At 59.5% G+C, this 17,472-nt stretch carries 17 protein-coding genes; 7 read left to right on the forward strand and 10 right to left on the reverse strand.

What is annotated here, in order from left to right:
* Window positions 1-201 precede the first annotated feature (201 nt).
* From AB4N73_RS17710 to AB4N73_RS17720, 3 genes are read left to right on the forward strand one after another with little or no spacing between them, the layout of a single operon-like run.
* Window positions 202-1,515, forward strand: coding sequence for a C4-dicarboxylate transporter DctA (locus AB4N73_RS17710; protein WP_460142370.1), 1,314 nt, complete (start codon window positions 202-204; stop codon window positions 1,513-1,515).
* 49 nt (window positions 1,516-1,564) lie between these two features.
* On the forward strand, window positions 1,565-2,269 hold the full coding sequence (locus tag AB4N73_RS17715) for a FadR/GntR family transcriptional regulator (protein ID WP_016773102.1): 705 nt from the start codon (window positions 1,565-1,567) through the stop codon (window positions 2,267-2,269).
* An 18-nt stretch (window positions 2,270-2,287) separates the two neighbouring features.
* A complete protein-coding gene (locus AB4N73_RS17720; RefSeq protein ID WP_460142371.1) occupies window positions 2,288-2,992 on the forward strand; it encodes a GntR family transcriptional regulator in 705 nt (234 codons plus the stop codon).
* Between the two features lie 113 nt (window positions 2,993-3,105).
* Here AB4N73_RS17720 and yjiA read toward each other — a convergent pair whose 3' ends face one another.
* The 3 genes from yjiA to AB4N73_RS17735 all read right to left on the reverse strand — a co-directional run bounded on the left by yjiA (window position 3,106) and on the right by AB4N73_RS17735 (window position 6,515).
* On the reverse strand, window positions 3,106-4,083 hold the full coding sequence (yjiA, locus tag AB4N73_RS17725) for a GTPase (protein ID WP_041477783.1): 978 nt from the start codon (window positions 4,081-4,083) through the stop codon (window positions 3,106-3,108).
* Between the two features lie 152 nt (window positions 4,084-4,235).
* Window positions 4,236-4,433: a YbdD/YjiX family protein gene (locus AB4N73_RS17730; protein ID WP_003228401.1), complete on the reverse strand. Its 198-nt coding sequence runs from the start codon at window positions 4,431-4,433 to the stop codon at window positions 4,236-4,238.
* A gap of 15 nt (window positions 4,434-4,448) precedes the next feature.
* On the reverse strand, window positions 4,449-6,515 hold the full coding sequence (locus tag AB4N73_RS17735) for a carbon starvation CstA family protein (RefSeq protein ID WP_041477781.1): 2,067 nt from the start codon (window positions 6,513-6,515) through the stop codon (window positions 4,449-4,451).
* Between the two features lie 159 nt (window positions 6,516-6,674).
* Between AB4N73_RS17735 and AB4N73_RS17740 the strand changes: the two genes are divergently transcribed.
* Window positions 6,675-7,043, forward strand: a complete 369-nt coding sequence (locus tag AB4N73_RS17740) for a PilZ domain-containing protein (RefSeq protein ID WP_041477779.1) — start codon at window positions 6,675-6,677, stop codon at window positions 7,041-7,043.
* Between the two features lie 99 nt (window positions 7,044-7,142).
* Here AB4N73_RS17740 and radA read toward each other — a convergent pair whose 3' ends face one another.
* Genes radA through katB form a run of 3 tightly spaced genes read right to left on the reverse strand, consistent with a single transcriptional unit; the run spans window position 7,143 to window position 10,702 of the window.
* Entirely contained in the window at window positions 7,143-8,510 is a 1,368-nt protein-coding gene (radA, locus tag AB4N73_RS17745; protein WP_041477778.1) for a DNA repair protein RadA, read from the reverse strand.
* A gap of 47 nt (window positions 8,511-8,557) precedes the next feature.
* On the reverse strand, window positions 8,558-9,103 hold the full coding sequence (locus tag AB4N73_RS17750; RefSeq protein ID WP_076564177.1) for an ankyrin repeat domain-containing protein: 546 nt from the start codon (window positions 9,101-9,103) through the stop codon (window positions 8,558-8,560).
* A 57-nt stretch (window positions 9,104-9,160) separates the two neighbouring features.
* On the reverse strand, window positions 9,161-10,702 hold the full coding sequence (gene katB, locus AB4N73_RS17755) for a catalase KatB (RefSeq protein ID WP_460142372.1): 1,542 nt from the start codon (window positions 10,700-10,702) through the stop codon (window positions 9,161-9,163).
* A 285-nt stretch (window positions 10,703-10,987) separates the two neighbouring features.
* Between katB and mscL the strand changes: the two genes are divergently transcribed.
* Complete coding sequence (mscL, locus tag AB4N73_RS17760; protein ID WP_024014404.1) at window positions 10,988-11,401, forward strand: large-conductance mechanosensitive channel protein MscL; 414 nt, start codon at window positions 10,988-10,990, stop codon at window positions 11,399-11,401.
* A gap of 45 nt (window positions 11,402-11,446) precedes the next feature.
* Here mscL and AB4N73_RS17765 read toward each other — a convergent pair whose 3' ends face one another.
* Window positions 11,447-12,223, reverse strand: coding sequence for a ferredoxin--NADP reductase (locus AB4N73_RS17765; RefSeq protein WP_041477773.1), 777 nt, complete (start codon window positions 12,221-12,223; stop codon window positions 11,447-11,449).
* Between the two features lie 313 nt (window positions 12,224-12,536).
* Here AB4N73_RS17765 and AB4N73_RS17770 point away from each other — a divergent pair, with 313 nt between their 5' ends.
* Complete coding sequence (locus AB4N73_RS17770) at window positions 12,537-13,247, forward strand: autoinducer binding domain-containing protein (RefSeq protein WP_041477771.1); 711 nt, start codon at window positions 12,537-12,539, stop codon at window positions 13,245-13,247.
* Window positions 13,248-13,421: 174 nt separating this feature from the next.
* A complete protein-coding gene (locus tag AB4N73_RS17775; protein ID WP_150742271.1) occupies window positions 13,422-14,546 on the forward strand; it encodes a methyltransferase in 1,125 nt (374 codons plus the stop codon).
* 72 nt (window positions 14,547-14,618) lie between these two features.
* Here AB4N73_RS17775 and AB4N73_RS17780 read toward each other — a convergent pair whose 3' ends face one another.
* The 3 genes from AB4N73_RS17780 to AB4N73_RS17790 form a co-directional block, all read right to left on the reverse strand.
* Complete coding sequence (locus AB4N73_RS17780) at window positions 14,619-14,786, reverse strand: DUF2474 domain-containing protein (protein WP_016773090.1); 168 nt, start codon at window positions 14,784-14,786, stop codon at window positions 14,619-14,621.
* Between the two features lie 84 nt (window positions 14,787-14,870).
* Window positions 14,871-15,878, reverse strand: coding sequence for a cytochrome d ubiquinol oxidase subunit II (cydB, locus tag AB4N73_RS17785; protein WP_024014408.1), 1,008 nt, complete (start codon window positions 15,876-15,878; stop codon window positions 14,871-14,873).
* A gap of 3 nt (window positions 15,879-15,881) precedes the next feature.
* Entirely contained in the window at window positions 15,882-17,327 is a 1,446-nt protein-coding gene (locus AB4N73_RS17790) for a cytochrome ubiquinol oxidase subunit I (RefSeq protein ID WP_041477768.1), read from the reverse strand.
* Between the last annotated feature and the right edge of the window lie 145 nt (window positions 17,328-17,472).

The following is a 17,472-nucleotide window of genomic DNA, read 5'->3' on the forward strand; positions in this document are numbered from 1 at the left end:
CAGCCTTCGGCAGCTCCTATACGCGTTTGGGGCCACTGGTCAGACCGGTCATGCCAATTTCATGTTTCCCCCTTGTAATCAGGAAAAAACCAAGCCTAGACTGCGCCTGCACTGGACATACCGGTAAGACCACAATAATTAAGTCCTGCATCCGATGCGCAACGCGTGCGGCAGCCAGGACACCGACCCAGGATTCCTCCCATGCTCAGATGGTGCTCGCGTTCAATCTTCCTTCAAGTGGTTCTCGGACTGATGCTCGGCATCGTCTGCGGGCTGACCCTTCCTGAATACTCCGCTCAGCTCAAACCGCTCGGCGATGGCTTCATCAAACTGATCAAGATGCTGATTGGCCTGATCGTGTTCTGCGTGGTGGTCAGCGGCATCAGCGGCGCGGGCGATCTGAAGAAGGTCGGGCGCATCGGCCTCAAATCGGTGATCTACTTTGAAGTGCTGACCACCATCGCTCTGGTGATCGGCCTGGTGTTCGCCTTCAGCACCGGCATTGGCAGCGGCGCGAACATTCATCTGGAGCAGCTCTCCAGCGCCGACATGGGCGACCTCGCCGAGCGCAGCCAGCACATGCACACCACCACGCAATTTCTGATGGACCTGATCCCGACCTCGGTGATCGGTGCCTTCGCTGACAACAATATCTTGCAAGTGCTGCTGTTCTCGGTGCTGTTCGGCAGTGCGCTGAATCTGGTTGGCGAAGCGGCTTCCGGGATTTCGCGACTGATCAACGAACTCAGCCACGTGATTTTCCGCATCATGGGCATGATCGTCCGGCTGGCGCCGATCGGCGTGTTCGGCGCCATCGCCTTCACCACCAGCAAATACGGTCTCGATTCGCTGCAGCACCTGGGCAGTCTGGTCGGTCTGTTCTACCTGACCTGCATCGCCTTCGTCGCGCTGATCCTCGGTCTGGTGATGCGCGTCTCCGGCCTGCGCATGTGGCCGCTGCTCAAGTACCTGCGGGAAGAACTGCTGATCGTCATGGGCACCGCCTCTTCCGACGCCGTGCTGCCGCAGATCATGCGCAAGCTCGAACACCTCGGTATCGGCAGCTCGACGGTCGGTCTGGTGATCCCGACCGGGTACTCGTTCAACCTCGACGGCTTCTCGATCTACCTGACCCTGGCCATCGTGTTCATCGCCAATGCCACCGGCACACCGCTGGCGATGACCGATTTGCTGACGATTCTGCTGGTTTCGCTGATCACCTCCAAAGGCGCCCACGGCATTCCCGGTTCGGCGCTGGTGATTCTCGCGGCAACGCTGACGGCGATTCCGGCGATTCCCGTGGTCGGCCTGGTGCTGGTGTTGGCCGTGGACTGGTTCATGGGCATCGGCCGCGCGCTGACCAATCTGATCGGCAACTGCGTCGCCACCGTGGCCATCGCCCGCTGGGAAAAGGACATCGATGTACAGCGAGCGAACAAGGTGCTCAACGGCGAACAGGGCTATAACTTTCAACCGCGAAAAACCGTCGCTCCGGCGGCGGCGAAAGATTTTTGAATGAGTGCCGTGCCTGCCAATGCGCAGGCACGGCGCAGGGAGCCAATACGTGATTACAACTTCAACCGTCGTCAATTCAGTGGTGGAGAAACTCCGCGCCGCGTTGGCCCGAGGCCAGTGGCGCTCCGGCGACATGCTGCCGGGCCAGCGTGAACTGGCCGAACAACTGGGCATCAGCCGGCCGAGCCTGCGCGAAGCGGTGATCGTGCTGGAAACACTCGGCCTGGTGCGCTCGATGCCGGGCAAAGGCGTGGTCGTCCTCGATGCGCAACTCAGCGACAGCCAGAGCCACGACAGCGCGGTGGCCGGCGCCAGCCTCGAAGATGTGCTGCAACTGCGCTACACCCTTGAGCCGTTCATCGTCGGGCTGGTCGCGCAATCGATCAGCAGCAAGGAAGTCGGCCAATTGCGCCTGACCCTGATGGACATGCGCGAAGCCCTCGAGGCCGGTGACAGTGAAGCCGGGGTCAGCGCCTACATCGCCTTCCACGAAGAACTGTTCACGCTGACCTCGAACCCGATTTTCCAGAGCGTGGTGCAGCAGACCAGCAACGCGCTCAAGCAAAGTGCCGAAGTGTTGCGCAATTCACCGGAACATCTGGCCGAACGCCTGGAAGAAAACGAAGCCGTAGTCCGCGCGATCCGCAGCAAGAACAGCGCTCAGGCCAGCGCCGAAATGCGTCGGCACATTCTGCGCGAAGGCCAGCGCATGGGCGTTGAGCTGAACATCCCGGACGACAACCTGCCCACCTGATTTGCCAGGAGAACGGCCATGAACAGTTTTGCTTCAGCCTCGCATGCGCAATCGACCGCCCTGCCCGTTTCTCGCCTGGGCACGCCGACGGAAGATCTGTATCCGCGAGTGTTCGACGCGATTCTCGAGCAGCGTATCGATGAAGACAGCCGGTTCACCGAGGACAGTCTGCAAGCGATGTTCGGCGCCGGCCGCGCCGATGTACGACGGGTGCTGACGCAGTTGTCCCATGAGCAGATCGTAGTATTGCGCGCCAATCATCGACCACGAGTGGCTGCGCCTGATCGGGAGCTGATCCGGCAGACCTTGCATGCGCGACGGTTGGCTGAGAACACCTTGGTGCGATTGGCGTGTCAGCGTCCGCAGCCAGACGATTTGAAATGCTTGCGCACGTTGATAGAGCGCGAGAAGCGCGCCATCGAGCAGGATCGGCGCGGGGCGGCGATTCGGTTGTCGGGGGAGTTTCATTTGCAGTTGGCGCGGACGGCGGGTAATGTGCCGTTGGCGCATTTTCTGCGCAGTCTGGTGCCGTTGACGTCGTTGGCGATTGCGCGGAGTCAGTGTTCGACGCAAAGCTGTTGCGCATGGCAGGAGCATTTGGCGTTGGTTGAAGAAGTGGGGCGAGGTGATGTTTCCAAGGCCGGCATGTTGATGAATCGGCAACTGGATCATCTTGAGCAGACACTGCTGGGTTCAGACCATGGGCATTGTGCTGTCGGCTAGATCGCCTTCGCGAGCAGGCTCGCTCCCACAAAAGACCGCATTCTGTCAGGAGGAATGCAATCCTCTGTGGGAGCGAGCCTGCTCGCGAAGAGGCCCTCTGAGCTGTTGAAATATCAGGCTTGTTGCGCCGCTACCCGCGCAAAACCCGCACGAATCTTCTCTTCCGGCAAGTCATCGGCGATAAACACGATCACACTCTCGCGCGTCTCGCCCTCGGCCCATTCGGTGTCCCAGTCGAAACCATAGAGTTTCAGCACACCCTGAAAAACCAGGCGCCGATCTTCCCCGGCAATATTCAACACGCCTTTGTAGCGCAGCAATTGCTTGCCGTGCTCTTCCAGCAACTCGTTCATGAACTCGCTGAGCTGATCGATATCCAGCGCCTGATCGGTGCGCAGCACCAGGCTGGAGATGCGATCGATCGACGGCGCCTTGCTCACCGGACGCAAGCTCAAACCGCCGCCCAGGTCAGCATTGAGGTTGAAACCACGCACATCCAGCAGTTCAGCCAGATCGATGTTGCCATGCTCGACCACGCGGATCGGCGCGCGGCGGTTGATTCGCGTAAGGCGCTCGCTCAGCGCGGTGAACGTCGCCTCATCGACCAGATCGGTCTTGCTTACCAGCAGACGATCGGCGAAACCGATCTGCGCCTGGGCGATGGTCTGGGTCAGGTGCACGTCGGCGTGAGCGGCGTCGACCAGGGTGATGATGCCGTCGAGCAGGTAACGCTCGCGCAGCTCTTCGTCGATGAAGAACGTCTGCGCCACCGGTGCCGGATCGGCGAGACCGGTGCACTCGATCACCAGACGATCGAAGGCAATTTCGCCGCTGTCCAGGCGCTCGAGCAGCAAGTACAGCGCCTTGGTCAGATCGGTGTGAATGGTGCAGCAGACGCAGCCGTTGGCCAGGGTCATGACCTGCACCGGCTCGTCACCCAGCAGTTGGGTGTCGATGCCGGCGTCGCTGAATTCGTTTTCAATCACGGCGATTTTCAGGCCGTGCTCGGCTTTCAATAAATGACGCAGCAAAGTGGTCTTGCCGGCGCCGAGGAAACCGCTGAGGACCGTTACCGGAATGGGAGAAGACAAAACCCGATCTCCTGAAAAGAATACAAAAACAAATGTGGGAGCGAGCCTGCTCGCGAAAGCGGTGTGTCAGTCAAATCCTTCATCAACTGACACTCCGTATTCGCGAGCAGGCTCGCTCCCACAGGGGATTACCTCAACCGCAGGCTGTCAGCTCAACAGCACTTCGGCCCACCCTTGCCACCGTAACGGGCTTCCTGACGTTCGCGGAAGAACATCTCGTAGCTCATCACCGGTTTGTCCGGGTGTTTGGTTTGCATATGCTCGACGTAGGTGTCGTAGTCGGGCATGCCGACCATCAGGCGCGCGGCCTGACCGAGGTATTTACCGAGGCGACTCAGGTCATTGAACATGCTGCAATCCTCTGGTTACGCATCCGGCAGGGCCTGGAATGGCGATTCTTTATCCGTACGCTCTTTCTTGCCCCAGGCGGCGATGCCGACCTTGAGCGCATAGAACAGGATGCTGAACACCACGAACAGGAACAGCGCGGTGAGTGTGGCGTTGGTGTAGGCGTTGAAGATCACGTGCTGCATCTGCTCGACGCTTTTCGCCGGCGCCAGCACCTGACCGTTGGCCAGCGCATCGCTGTACTTCTTGGCCAGGGACAGGAAGCCGATCGCCGGGTTGGCGTCGAACAGCTTGATGAAGCCAGCAGTGGTGGTGCAGATCAACAGCCAGGTGGCCGGCAACAGGGTGACCCAGATGTAGCGCTGGCGCTTCATCTTGATCAGGACCACGGTGCCGAGCATCAGCGCGATACCGGCGAGCATCTGGTTGGAGATGCCGAACAATGGCCACAGGGTGTTGATGCCGCCCAGTGGATCGATCACGCCCTGATACAGCAACCAGCCCCACATCGCCACACAACCGGCGGTGGCGATCAGGTTGGCGGTCCACGATTCGGTGCGCTTCAGCGCCGGTACGAAGGAGCCGAGCAGATCCTGCAGCATGAAACGCCCGGCACGGGTACCGGCGTCCACAGCGGTGAGGATGAACAGCGCTTCGAACAGGATCGCGAAGTGGTACCAGAACGCCATGGTGTTTTCACCCGGCAGGACACTGTGCAGGATCTGCGCGATACCGACCGCCAGGGTCGGCGCACCGCCAGCACGGGCCAGAATGGTGGTTTCACCGATGTCGTGGGCCACGGCTTGCAGCGCTTCCGGCGTGATCGCGAAGCCCCAGCTGGTGACCATTTGCGCCACTGACGCGGCATCACTGCCGACCACGGCGGCCGGGCTGTTCATGGCGAAGTACACGCCTGGCTCGATCACCGAAGCGGCAACCATGGCCATGATCGCCACGAACGATTCCATCAGCATGCCGCCGTAACCGATGTAGCGGGCGTTGGTTTCGTTATCCAAAAGCTTCGGCGTGGTGCCCGACGAGATCAGCGCGTGGAAACCCGATACCGCGCCGCAAGCGATGGTGATGAACAGGAACGGGAACAGACCGCCCTTCCATACCGGCCCGGTGCCGTCGACGAACTGGGTCAGCGCCGGCATTTTCAGCTCGGGCATGGTCACCAGAATACCGATCGCCAGGGCGACGATGGTGCCGATCTTGAGGAAGGTCGACAGATAGTCACGCGGCGCCAGAATCAGCCAGACCGGCAGCGACGCGGCGACAAAACCGTAACCGACCAGCATCCAGGTAATCTGCACACCGGTGAAGGTGAAGGCTTTGGCCCATACCGGATCGGCAGCAATCTGCCCGCCCAGCCAGATCGAGCCGAGCAGCAGCAACACACCGACCACGGAGATCTCGCCGATGCGGCCCGGGCGGATGTAGCGCATGTAGATGCCCATGAACATCGCGATCGGGATGGTCGCCATCACGGTGAAGATGCCCCACGGGCTCTCGGCGAGGGCCTTGACCACGATCAGCGCCAGCACCGCGAGGATGATGATCATGATCAGGAAGCAGCCGAACAGTGCGATGGTCCCGGGAATCCGGCCCATCTCTTCACGCACCATGTCGCCCAGGGAACGGCCGTTGCGTCGGGTCGACATGAACAGGACCATGAAGTCCTGCACCGCGCCCGCCAGCACCACACCGGCAATCAGCCAGAGTGTGCCGGGCAGATACCCCATCTGCGCCGCCAGCACCGGACCGACCAGCGGCCCCGCGCCAGCGATGGCCGCGAAGTGGTGACCGAAAAGAATGTGTTTGTTGGTCGGCACGTAGTCCAGACCATCGTTGTTGAGCACGGCGGGGGTGGCCCGACGCGGATCCAGTTGCATCACGTTGTTGGCGATGAACAGACTGTAGTAACGGTACGCAACCAGATAAATGGCCACGGCAGCGACCACAATCCACAAGGCGTTGATCGCCTCGCCGCGGCGCAATGCCACTACGCCCAGGGCGCACGCTCCTACGATTGCCAGCACGAGCCAGGGTAAGTGGCGCAGCAGGCTATTATTATTTTTCATTTTATTATTCCAGCCAGGGTGGACAAGAAAGACAGCCACCCCGAGTTTAGCGCTTACGGCGCCAAAGGCCATACCCCGACATAGGTCTAGACGCTTGAGCGATTGGCTGGCGCCCGCATTCGCGGTCTATAGTCAGCGAACCTTCATGAGGATTGCGCCATGAGCGAGCACCCCGCCAATCGACGTCGTTTCAAACGTATTGCGTTCGATGCCCGAACCGAGCTGAAACAGGGCGAGTACATCTGGCCGGTCAAACTGATCGACCTGTCGCTCAAGGGCCTGCTGATCGAGCGACCGGAGCCGTGGCTTGGGGATAAAGAGCAAGACTTCCTAGTCGACATTCATTTGAGCGAAGACGTCGATATCGAAATGGACGTGCATCTGGCCCACGAGGAAAACGGCCACTTGGGGTTCATCTGCCGGCATATCAGCCTGGAATCGATCCAGCGCCTGCGCCGGTTGATCGAACTGAATCTGGCGGATGAGGCCGAGCTGGAGCGCGAACTGGGTGCGCTGATCGAAATCTGACTTGCGCCCTGTAGAAGTTGCCGAAGGCTGCGATCTTTTGATTTTGTTTCAAGATCAAAAGATCGCAGCCTTCGGCAGCTCTTACACAGGGGATTGTGGTTACTCGAAGAGTGCGTCGAGGGCCTGTTCGAGACGCGTCACGGCGATGATCTGCAAGCCGGGAGGCGATTCCTTCGGAGCATTACCCTTCGGCACGATGGCGCGTTTGAAACCGTGCTTGGCCGCTTCTTTCAGCCGCTCCTGCCCGCTTGGCACCGGGCGCACCTCGCCGGACAGGCCGACTTCGCCGAACACCAGCAGATCATGCGGTAACGGCCGATTGCGCAAACTCGACATCACCGCCGCCATCAACGCCAGATCCGACGCTGTCTCCAGCACCTTCACGCCACCGACCACGTTGAGGAACACGTCCTGATCGTGGGTCGGAATCCCGCCGTGGCGGTGCAGCACCGCGAGCAACATCGCCAGACGGTTCTGATCCAGGCCCAGCGTCACCCGACGCGGGTTGGCCAGATGGCTGTCATCGACCAGTGCCTGCACTTCCACCAGCATCGGTCGGGTGCCTTCCCACGTCGCCATGACCACACTGCCCGGGACTTCTTCCTGGGCGCGGGTGAGAAAAATCGCCGATGGGTTGGAGACTTCTTTCAGGCCCTTGTCGGTCATGCCGAACACGCCCAATTCGTTGACCGCCCCGAAACGGTTCTTCACCGCGCGCAGCAGACGTAGACGACCATCGGATTCACCTTCGAAATACAGCACGGTATCGACCATGTGTTCCAGAACACGCGGACCGGCCAAGGCGCCCTCTTTGGTGACGTGGCCGACGAGGAAGATCGCCGTGCCGCTCTGTTTGGCGTAACGCACCAGCAGCGCCGCACTTTCACGCACCTGCGACACGCCGCCCGGCGCCGATTGCAGCTGTTCGGTGAAGATGGTCTGGATCGAGTCGATCACCATCACCTTGGGCTTTTCCTGGCGGGCGGTGGCAATGATGGTTTCGATGCAGGTTTCGGTCATCACCCGCAGTTGATCCTGCGGCAGGCCGAGACGGCGGGCGCGCATCGCCACCTGCTGCTGGGATTCCTCACCAGTGACGTACAGCGCCGGCATGCTTTTGGCCAGATTGCACAGGGTTTGCAACAGAATGGTCGATTTGCCGATCCCCGGATCACCGCCGATCAGCACAACCGAGCCATCGACCAGACCACCGCCGAGCACGCGGTCGAGCTCACCGGAGGCGGTGGAAAAACGTGGAATCTCTTCGATGCTGACTTCGGCGAGCGTCTTGATCTGTGCCTGCTGCCCTGCCCAACCGGTGCGCCCGGCAGGGGCCGTGGCCCCGCCGCTTTCGATCATGGTTTCGGTCAGGGTGTTCCAGGCACCGCACTCACCGCACTGCCCGGCCCACTTGGGAAAGGTTGCGCCGCACTCGGTGCAGCCGTACATGCGCTTGGCCTTGGCCATCAGAACCCCCGGAACAAAAGACGCGATGATAACGCAGCCACCGCCGATCAGCGCGGCGCAGCAGTACGGATTTCGCCGCTGGCCAGACGTGCGGCGCTGTTGCCCAGCGGATCCTCGGCATTGAGGTCGGCGCCCTTGGCTTTCAGCGCATCAAGCAATTCCAGACGCTTGAACAGCCCGGCGTACATCGCCGCTGTCTGTCCGGCGCCGTTACGTTGGTCGGGGCTGCAATCGGTGGCCATCAGGCGCCGGGCGATCTGCAACTCGCCTTTGAAAATCGCGCCCATCAGCGCCGTGTTACCGCGTTGATCCTGAGCACAGGCATCTGCGCCAGCGGCGAGCAGGCGTTCAACCGCCGGCGCCTGACCGTGGTAGGCGGCCAGAATCAGCGCGGTGTAACCCTTGCTGTCGCGGGTATCGAGGGAATAGCCGGACTCGATAAAGGTCTCGAGCATCGGCACGTCGCCACGCCGTGCGGCGTCGAAATAGTAATCCTGCAACTGCGCCTTGATTGCCTCGGGGCTTTGCTCGACCGGTGCCGCCCACGCGCTGAACGACAGGCACCCGGCCAGGCATAAAAGAAAAATACGCATCGGGCTCTCCTTGAGCGCACGCGAGGCCGGACAGCCCTCGCGTACGCCGCATCGCTATCAGTCGGTCAGTTTGGCCGCCAGTGCTTTCACACGGCTGAGGTCGCCCTTGGCCACTTCGGTCACACCGCTGCCGTACTCGGGGTCGGCCTTGTACAGGAAGGACAGGATGATGTGCTTGCTCTCGTCATCGGTGGTGGCCAGCGAGCCGCCAAAGCTGTCAATCAGGTCGCGACGCTCCTGCTTGCTATACGAGCGATACAGATCACCGGCCTGCTTGAAGTTCTGCTCACGCTGGATCTTTGCCTGCTGCGTGCTGCCCGACAGCGCCGACTGGCTGTAACGCGCCGCTGGCGTCTCTTCACGCGGTTGCAGACGACTCGGCTGGTAGTTGACGCCGGACTGGCTGGCGCCAAAATTCATCGCACCATCCTGATTGCCATTGTTCACTGCGGTTTTCGGTGCATTGACCGGCAATTGCAAAGCGTTGGCGCCGAGGCGATACATCTGCGTATCGGCATAAGAGAACACTCGGCCCTGCAACAAGCGGTCTTCCGAAGGCTCGATACCCGGAACTACGTTGGCCGGTGCCATGGCAACTTGTTCGGTTTCCTGGAAGACATTGGCCGGATTACGGTTCAGGACCATTTGTCCAACTTTGCGCTCGGCAATACCCGGCCAGATCTTGGTTGCATCCAATGGATCGAAATCAAACTTGGACAAATCCTGTGGCTTGAGAACTTGCACGTACAAGTCCCACTTCGGAAAGTTACCTTTATTGATATTACTCACCAAGTCATTGGTCATATGACTGTAATCCTGACCCTGAACTTCGCTGACTTGTTTTGGCGTGAGGTTCTTGATGCCTTGAAGACTCTTCCAGTGAAACTTCACGTAGTGAACTTCATTCTTGGCATTGATCAGCTTATAGGCATGAACACCATTGCCATCCATCTCCCGGTAACTGGCCGGAGTACCGTAGTTGGAATACAACTCGGTCAGTGTGCGGGTGGCTTCCGGTACATGGGAGAAGAAATCGAACCGGCGCGAATCGTCATCGAGGTTGGTGCGCGGATCGGGCTTGAAGGCGTGCACCATGTCCGGGAATTTGATCGCATCACGGATGAAGAAGGTCGGGAAGTTGTTGCCGACCAGATCCCAATTGCCGTCCGCGGTGTAGAACTTGGTGGCGAAGCCGCGCGGATCACGCAGGGTTTCCGGGGAGTGGTTGCCATGCACCACCGCCGAGAAACGCACGAATACCGGCGTGCTCTGGCCTGCGGCGAACACCTTGGCCTTGCTCAGGTCGCTGAGGTCATCGGTCACGGTGAAGGTGCCGTGAGCGCCAGTGCCGCGTGCATGTACGACGCGCTCGGGGATGCGTTCACGATCGAAACGCTGCAGCTTCTGGATCAGTTGCACATCCTGCAGCAGCACCGGGCCGTTGGCGCCGGCAGTTTGCGAGTTCTGATTGTCACCGACTGCCGCGCCGTTATCGCGGGTCAGCGGAGCGGCGTTGACCGAGAAGGTCAGCAGCCCGGCAGTCAGTACGCCGAAGGTGCGGCGGAAGGGAAAAGCCCCCAGTCCAGGAGTGGATGTCATATCAGGTTCCTCTGGTTTTATTGGGCGCATCCAGGTGCGCCATACCAAGGCTAGAGGCCTGTGCCGCAGAACATAAATAGAAAGAACGTAACACCATGATTGAAGAAATTGGCTTTCCCGTCAGCGGGTTAGCGCGTATTCCGCGCGCGATTGCTGGCATTTTGCAAACTAATCGTCAATTGATGTGTCGATAAAAACGGGCATTGTAAGAAGGTGTTTCGCGCAGGAGGCGTTTCGCTGATTTACACTGCCAACACCAAACTCATCTGTAACAAGGAAATAACTATGGGCGTGCTTAGCGAGTTCAAGGCCTTCGCGGTCAAAGGCAATGTGGTCGACATGGCCGTCGGTATCATCATCGGCGCGGCGTTTGGCAAAATCGTTTCGTCGTTTGTCGGCGACGTGATCATGCCGCCGATTGGCCTGTTGATCGGTGGAGTGGACTTCAGTGATCTGGCTGTCACGCTCAAAGCCGCCCAGGGCGATGCGCCCGCAGTGGTGCTGGCTTACGGCAAATTCCTGCAGACGGTGCTGGATTTCGTGATTGTCGCTTTCGCGATTTTCATGGGTGTCAAAGCCATCAACCGCCTCAAGCGCGAAGAAGCCGTAGCACCGACCGCGCCGCCGATCCCGAGCAAGGAAGAGCAACTGCTGGGCGAAATTCGCGACCTGCTCAAGGCGCAGAACGAGCGGCCCTGAGGCATTCGGTAGTCATCAAAACGGCACCCGTGGGTGCCGTTTTCGTTACCAGTAATTTTCCACCGCAACCTGCCCCGGCTTGCGCGTCAGGCTCAGGCGCATGTCGCGCTGTTTCAGCAAGGCGCGGGTGTCGTCGATCATCTGCGGGTTGCCGCACAACATCACACGCGAATGCTCTGGCGAGAGCTCAACGCCCGCCGCACGTTCCAGCTCGCCGTTTTCAATCAGCGTAGTAATCCGGCCCCGCAGCGCGCCTGGATGCGCTTCGCGGGTCACAGTGGGGATGAATTGCAGCTTGTGGGCGTATTCGCTCAGATAGTCCCGTTGCGCCAACCCGGCGATCAACTCCTGATAAGCCAGCTCCCGCGCCTCCCGCACGCTGTAAACCAGAATGATTCGCTCGAATTTCTCCCAGACCTCGAAGTCCTGCAGGATCGACAGAAACGGTGCCACCCCGGTGCCGGTGGACAGTAACCACAGGTCTCGGCCATCGACAAAGCGATCCAGCGTCAGGTAGCCGAACGCCTGGCGTTCTACCATCAAGCTGTCGCCGACCTGGAGCCGGCTCAGCTCACTGGTGAATTCGCCGCCCGGCACGACGATGGAAAAGAACTCGAGAAACTCGTCGAACGGCGACGACACCATCGAATAGGCGCGCCAGACCGTGCTCCCATCGGCCTTGGTGACGCCCAGTCGGGCGAACTGGCCGGCACGAAAGCGAAAGCCTGGGTCGCGGCTGGTGCGCAGCGTGAACAGGTTCGCCGTCAACGGTTGCACATCGAGCAAGGTCTGGGTGGTGTACTTCTCGGCACTGGCAGTCATGAGGCACTCCTTGAAACGATTGCCTATAGTGTCCCGCAAAACCGCGCTGCCAAACACCTGCCAACGGTAATGATATTGACAGAATCAGCGCTGCACATTCGATGTGATGTCAATTTTAGATCTAGAGTAATAACTTTAAGATGGCAGTTAAAATATAACAGCGCGTATTGCTAAGAACACTTTATAAAAAACATCAAAGTTTCAATCTCGAAAAAATGTAAGGCGTTTCGCAGGAAAGATCCTACACTTCGATTCGTGCCGGATCTTTTGGATCCATTCCGCACCCCGATATCAAGATACAGAGGCAAAGTTCATGGAAACGTGGAAGGAATCACAATTGAAACAACTGACATTTGCCAAAGGCATTGAAGCGGCATACCCGATACTGCTGAGATTTGCCGAGAATCTGGGCTTTAACTACTGTGCAATAGCAGTGACGTCCCCTCATCGTGATGTCCACCTGAATGCCTTGCAGATCAATAACTACCCTAAAGAATGGAACATTCAGTACAACAAAGAGAACTTCCGCAATATTGATCCGGTAATAGCGCATTGCAATCACTCAATATTACCCATCGTCTGGGAAGAAAGAGTCTTCAACGATGCACCCGAGTTGTGGCAGGCGTTGAAACAGAATGGGCTGCAGCATGGCTGGTCGCAGGCCTTTCATGACGAAACCAGCGGTTTGTGCAGCATCATCAGTCTGGCTCGAACCCACTGCCCGATCAGCCCGCTCGAACTGTATGAGCATTACGGTTATCTGTTTTTTGCCAACCGACACTTCAGTGACCTGTATGCCCGCACCGTGCCCACACCGGCCAAACCCAGCAAACCGAGGCTATCGTCCCGGGAACTGGAGATCATGAAATTGTCCGCCATGGGCAAGACCGCTCACGATATTTCGAGAATCCTCAGCCTGAGCGAACGCACCGTTAACTATCATGTGCAAAACGTCATCGAAAAATTCAACGTCTGCAACAAGATTTCCGCAGTGATTGCCGCCGCTCGTGCCGGGATTATCTGACTGACGAGCAATATCGCACGGTAATCCTGCGAGTATTTACGCGCAAAAAAACGTACCATTCAGGCCTTTCCGAGTGATGACGCAACCTGCTTGCATCGCAGTCCACTCGGTCGGATCCCGTCGCACCATCTGCCGGCAACGGGATATCTGCCGAATATCCTGAGTCCCCGCCCCATGCCCTTGCTCGAAACGCCTTTCGCCCAGCTCGACCTGATCCGCCAGCCTGAACAGCAGAATGAACCGCTGCAAGCGTTCGATGCGGCGGACGAATACCTGCTCAATCATCTCGCCAGCGAACAACCTCAGAGCAGCACCCGCGTGCTGGTGCTCAATGACAGCTTCGGCGCCTTGGCGATCAGCCTGCTGGGCAAGGTCGAGGTGAGCAGCAGCGGCGATTCGTTCCTGGGTTTCGTCGGGCTGGAAAAGAATCTGCTACGCAATGGCCAGGCGTTCGATGCGATTCGTCCGATTCCGGCCAGTGAGCCCTTGGTCGGGCCGTTTGACCGGGTGCTGATCCGCGTTCCCAAGACGCTGGCGCTATTGGAAGAGCAGTTGATCCGCCTGCAAGGGCAACTCGCGCCGGGCGCGCAAGTGATCGCCGCCGCCATGGTCAAGCATCTGCCGCGCGCTGCCGGCGATCTGCTCGAGCGCTACATTGGCCCGGTGCAGGCGTCGCTGGCCGTGAAGAAAGCCCGACTGCTGATCGCCACGCCTGAAAGCAAAGCGCCCGCCACATCGCCCTATCCGACTCGTTATCGTCTCGACGAACCAGCGATCGAATTGCTCAACCACGCCAATGTGTTCTGCCGCGAAGGCCTCGACATCGGCACTCGCGCGTTTCTGCCGCATCTGCCGAAAAACCTTGGCCACGCGCGGGTCGCCGACCTGGGTTGCGGCAACGGCGTCCTGGCAATTGCCAGCGCCTTGCAGAACCCGGATGCGCATTACACGCTGGCCGACGAATCGTTCATGGCGGTGCAATCGGCTGCCGAGAACTGGCGCGCGGCATTGGGCGATCGCGAAGTCATCGTGCGCGCTGGCGACGGCCTGGCCGGGCAGGCGCCGCAGTCGCTGGACGTGGTGCTGTGCAACCCACCCTTCCATCAGCAACAGGTGGTCGGCGATTTCCTCGCCTGGCGCATGTTCCAGCAGGCGCGCGAGGCACTGGTGGTCGGCGGTGCGCTGTACATTGTCGGCAATCGGCATCTGGGCTATCACAGCAAACTGGCGCGCTTGTTTCGTGGCGTCGAGCAAGTGGCGGCCACGCCGAAATTCGTCATCCTCAAAGCGCGCAAATAAATCTGCGGCATAAAAAAACCCTCCGTGAGGAGGGTCGCAAGTCCATACCCGAAGGCGCCGGGACGGGATATTTCAGTGGGTGGTCAAACCTGCGGCATTCATGAACATGCGCATCAGGCTGGCGGCGATGAACAACACGCCGACACTGCCAACCCAGATCAGGGCCAACCAGCCGAGCCGCTGCCACAGCGGCTTTTTTTCGGCTTCTTCAATGTCGTGCAGGGAATGTTTGCCGGTCATTGCATCGATCTCCGTTAAGCCAAGGCGTCACTGCGGACGCCTTCGCGAGCAGGCTCGCTCCCACAGGGCAAGCCCAGCATTGGATTAGTGATAACCATCTTCGTGGGTGACCTTGCCGCGGAACACGTAGTAGCTCCAGAAGGTATACCCCAGGATGAACGGGATGATGAACAACGTGCCGACCAGCATGAAGCCCTGACTTTGCGGCGGCGCGGCGGCGTCCCAGATCGAGATCGACGGTGGCACGATGTTCGGCCACAGGCTGATGCCCAAGCCACTGTAGCCGAGGAAGATCAGCACCAGGGTCAGCAGGAACGGCGTGTAGTTGGCGTTACGTGCCACCGCGCGGATCAGGCCGTACAAGGTGACCAGCACCAGAATCGGCACCGGCATGAACCAGAACAGATTCGGCATGCTGAACCAGCGTGAGGCGATTTCCGGATGCGACAGTGGCGTCCACAGGCTGACGACACCAATCACTGCCAACAGGACGAACGCCAGCGGTCGCGCCAGATCATGCATTTGTTCCTGCAACTTGCCTTCGGTTTTCATGATCAGCCAGGTACAGCCGAGCAAGGCATAGGCCACCACCAGCGCCGCGCCGCAGAACAGCGTGAACGGTGTCAGCCAGTCCAGTGAACCTCCAGCGAACTGGCGATTGACCACCGGCAGACCATCGATGAACGCTCCCAGCGCCACGCCCTGAAAGAACGTCGCCGCGATCGAACCACCGATGAATGCCTTGTCCCACAGGTGACGTTTTTCATCCTTCGCCTTGAAGCGGAACTCGAAGGCCACACCGCGAAAGATCAGGCCCATGAGCATGAAGATCAGCGGCAGGTACAGCGCCGACAACACCACCGAATAGGCCAGCGGGAAGGCGCCGAACAACGCCGCCCCGCCCAGCACCAGCCAGGTTTCGTTGCCGTCCCATACAGGGGCGACCGTATTCATCATCACGTCGCGATCGGTCTTGCCGGGCACGAACGGGAAGAGAATGCCGATGCCCAGGTCGAAGCCGTCCATGACCACGTACATCATGATGCCGAAGATGATGATCACGGCCCAGATCAGCGGAAGATCGATACCCATGAGTCAAATCTCCTTGGTCAAGCGAGTGTTGTCTTCGTGCTCGCCCTCGGCCGGATCATCGGCTGCGGACAACGGACGCGCCGGGGTGCGTTTCTTGCCTGGACCACCGTCCGGCGTTGCGCTGCCTTCGCTGATCTTCGGCCCTTTGCGCACCAGGCGCATCATGTAGCCGAGCCCGGCGCCGAACAGGGCGAAATACACCACTACGAACATGATCAGGGTGATGCTCATCTGCATGAAGCTGTGGTTGGACGAAGCATCTGCGGTGCGCATCAGGCCATAGACCACCCACGGTTGACGGCCGATTTCCGTGGTGAACCAGCCGGCAAGAATTGCGATCAGGCCGGACGGCCCCATCCACAAGGCCAGATGCAGGAACGGCCGCGAGGTATACAGCGAGTCGCGTTTGCGCAGCCACAGACTCCACAAACCGGTGAAGATCATCAGGAAACCGAGGCCGACCATGATCCGGAACGACCAGAACACGATGGTCGAATTCGGCCGGTCTTCCGGTGGAAATTCCTTCAGCGCCGGTACTTGTTTATCCAGCGAGTGGGTCAGAATCAGGCTGCCGAGGTATGGAATCTCTACGGCGAACTTGGTGCGTTCCTCTTTCATGTCCGGCCAGCCGAACAGGATCAGCGGCGTCGCTTCGTCGCCATGGTTTTCCCAGTGGCCTTCGATCGCAGCGATTTTTGCCGGCTGATGCTTGAGCGTATTGAGGCCGTGGAAGTCGCCGATCACCGCTTGAATCGGCGCGACGATCAATGCCATCCACATGGCCATCGACAGCATGGTGCGGATCGCCGGGTTGTCTCTGCCGCGCAGCAGGTGCCAGGCCGCTGACGAGCCGACGAAGAAGGCAGTGGCGACGAACGCCGCCGTGGCCATGTGCATCAGCCGGTAAGGGAATGACGGGTTGAAGATGATTGCCAGCCAGTCGGTGGGGATCACCTGACCGTTGACGATTTCAAAGCCTTGCGGGGTCTGCATCCAGCTGTTGGAGGCGAGAATCCAGAAGGTCGAAATCAGCGTGCCGATCGCTACCATCACCGTCGAGAAGAAGTGCAGGCCGCGCCCGACCTTGTTCCAGCCGAACAGCATGACGCCAAGGAAACCGGCCTCAAGGAAGAACGCGGTGAGCACTTCATAGGTCAGCAACGGCCCGGTGACGGCACCGGCGAAGTCGGAAAAACGACTCCAGTTGGTGCCGAACTGATAAGCCATGACCAGCCCGGAAACCACGCCCATGCCGAAGTTGACGGCAAAAATCTTCGACCAGAAATGGTAGAGATCACGGTAGGTGTCGTTGCGGGTCTTCAGCCACAAGCCTTCGAGCACCGCCAGGTAACTCGCCAGGCCAATGGTGATGGCCGGGAACAGAATGTGGAACGAGATGGTGAACGCGAACTGAATTCGGGCGAGATCCAGAGCCTCTAAACCGAACATATGGCTTCCTCTGTCAGGTAATACGGGTAGCTGGCCCGGAGGCCTGCACCACTGCCCCCACGGATATGGAGTGCGGCGAATTCGGATTCGTTCTTTTTTTGCAACCATCGCAACGCAGGGAGTCTGGCCAAATGGCCGCCAGATC

This window comes from Pseudomonas sp. S3_B08 (assembly GCF_054667725.1).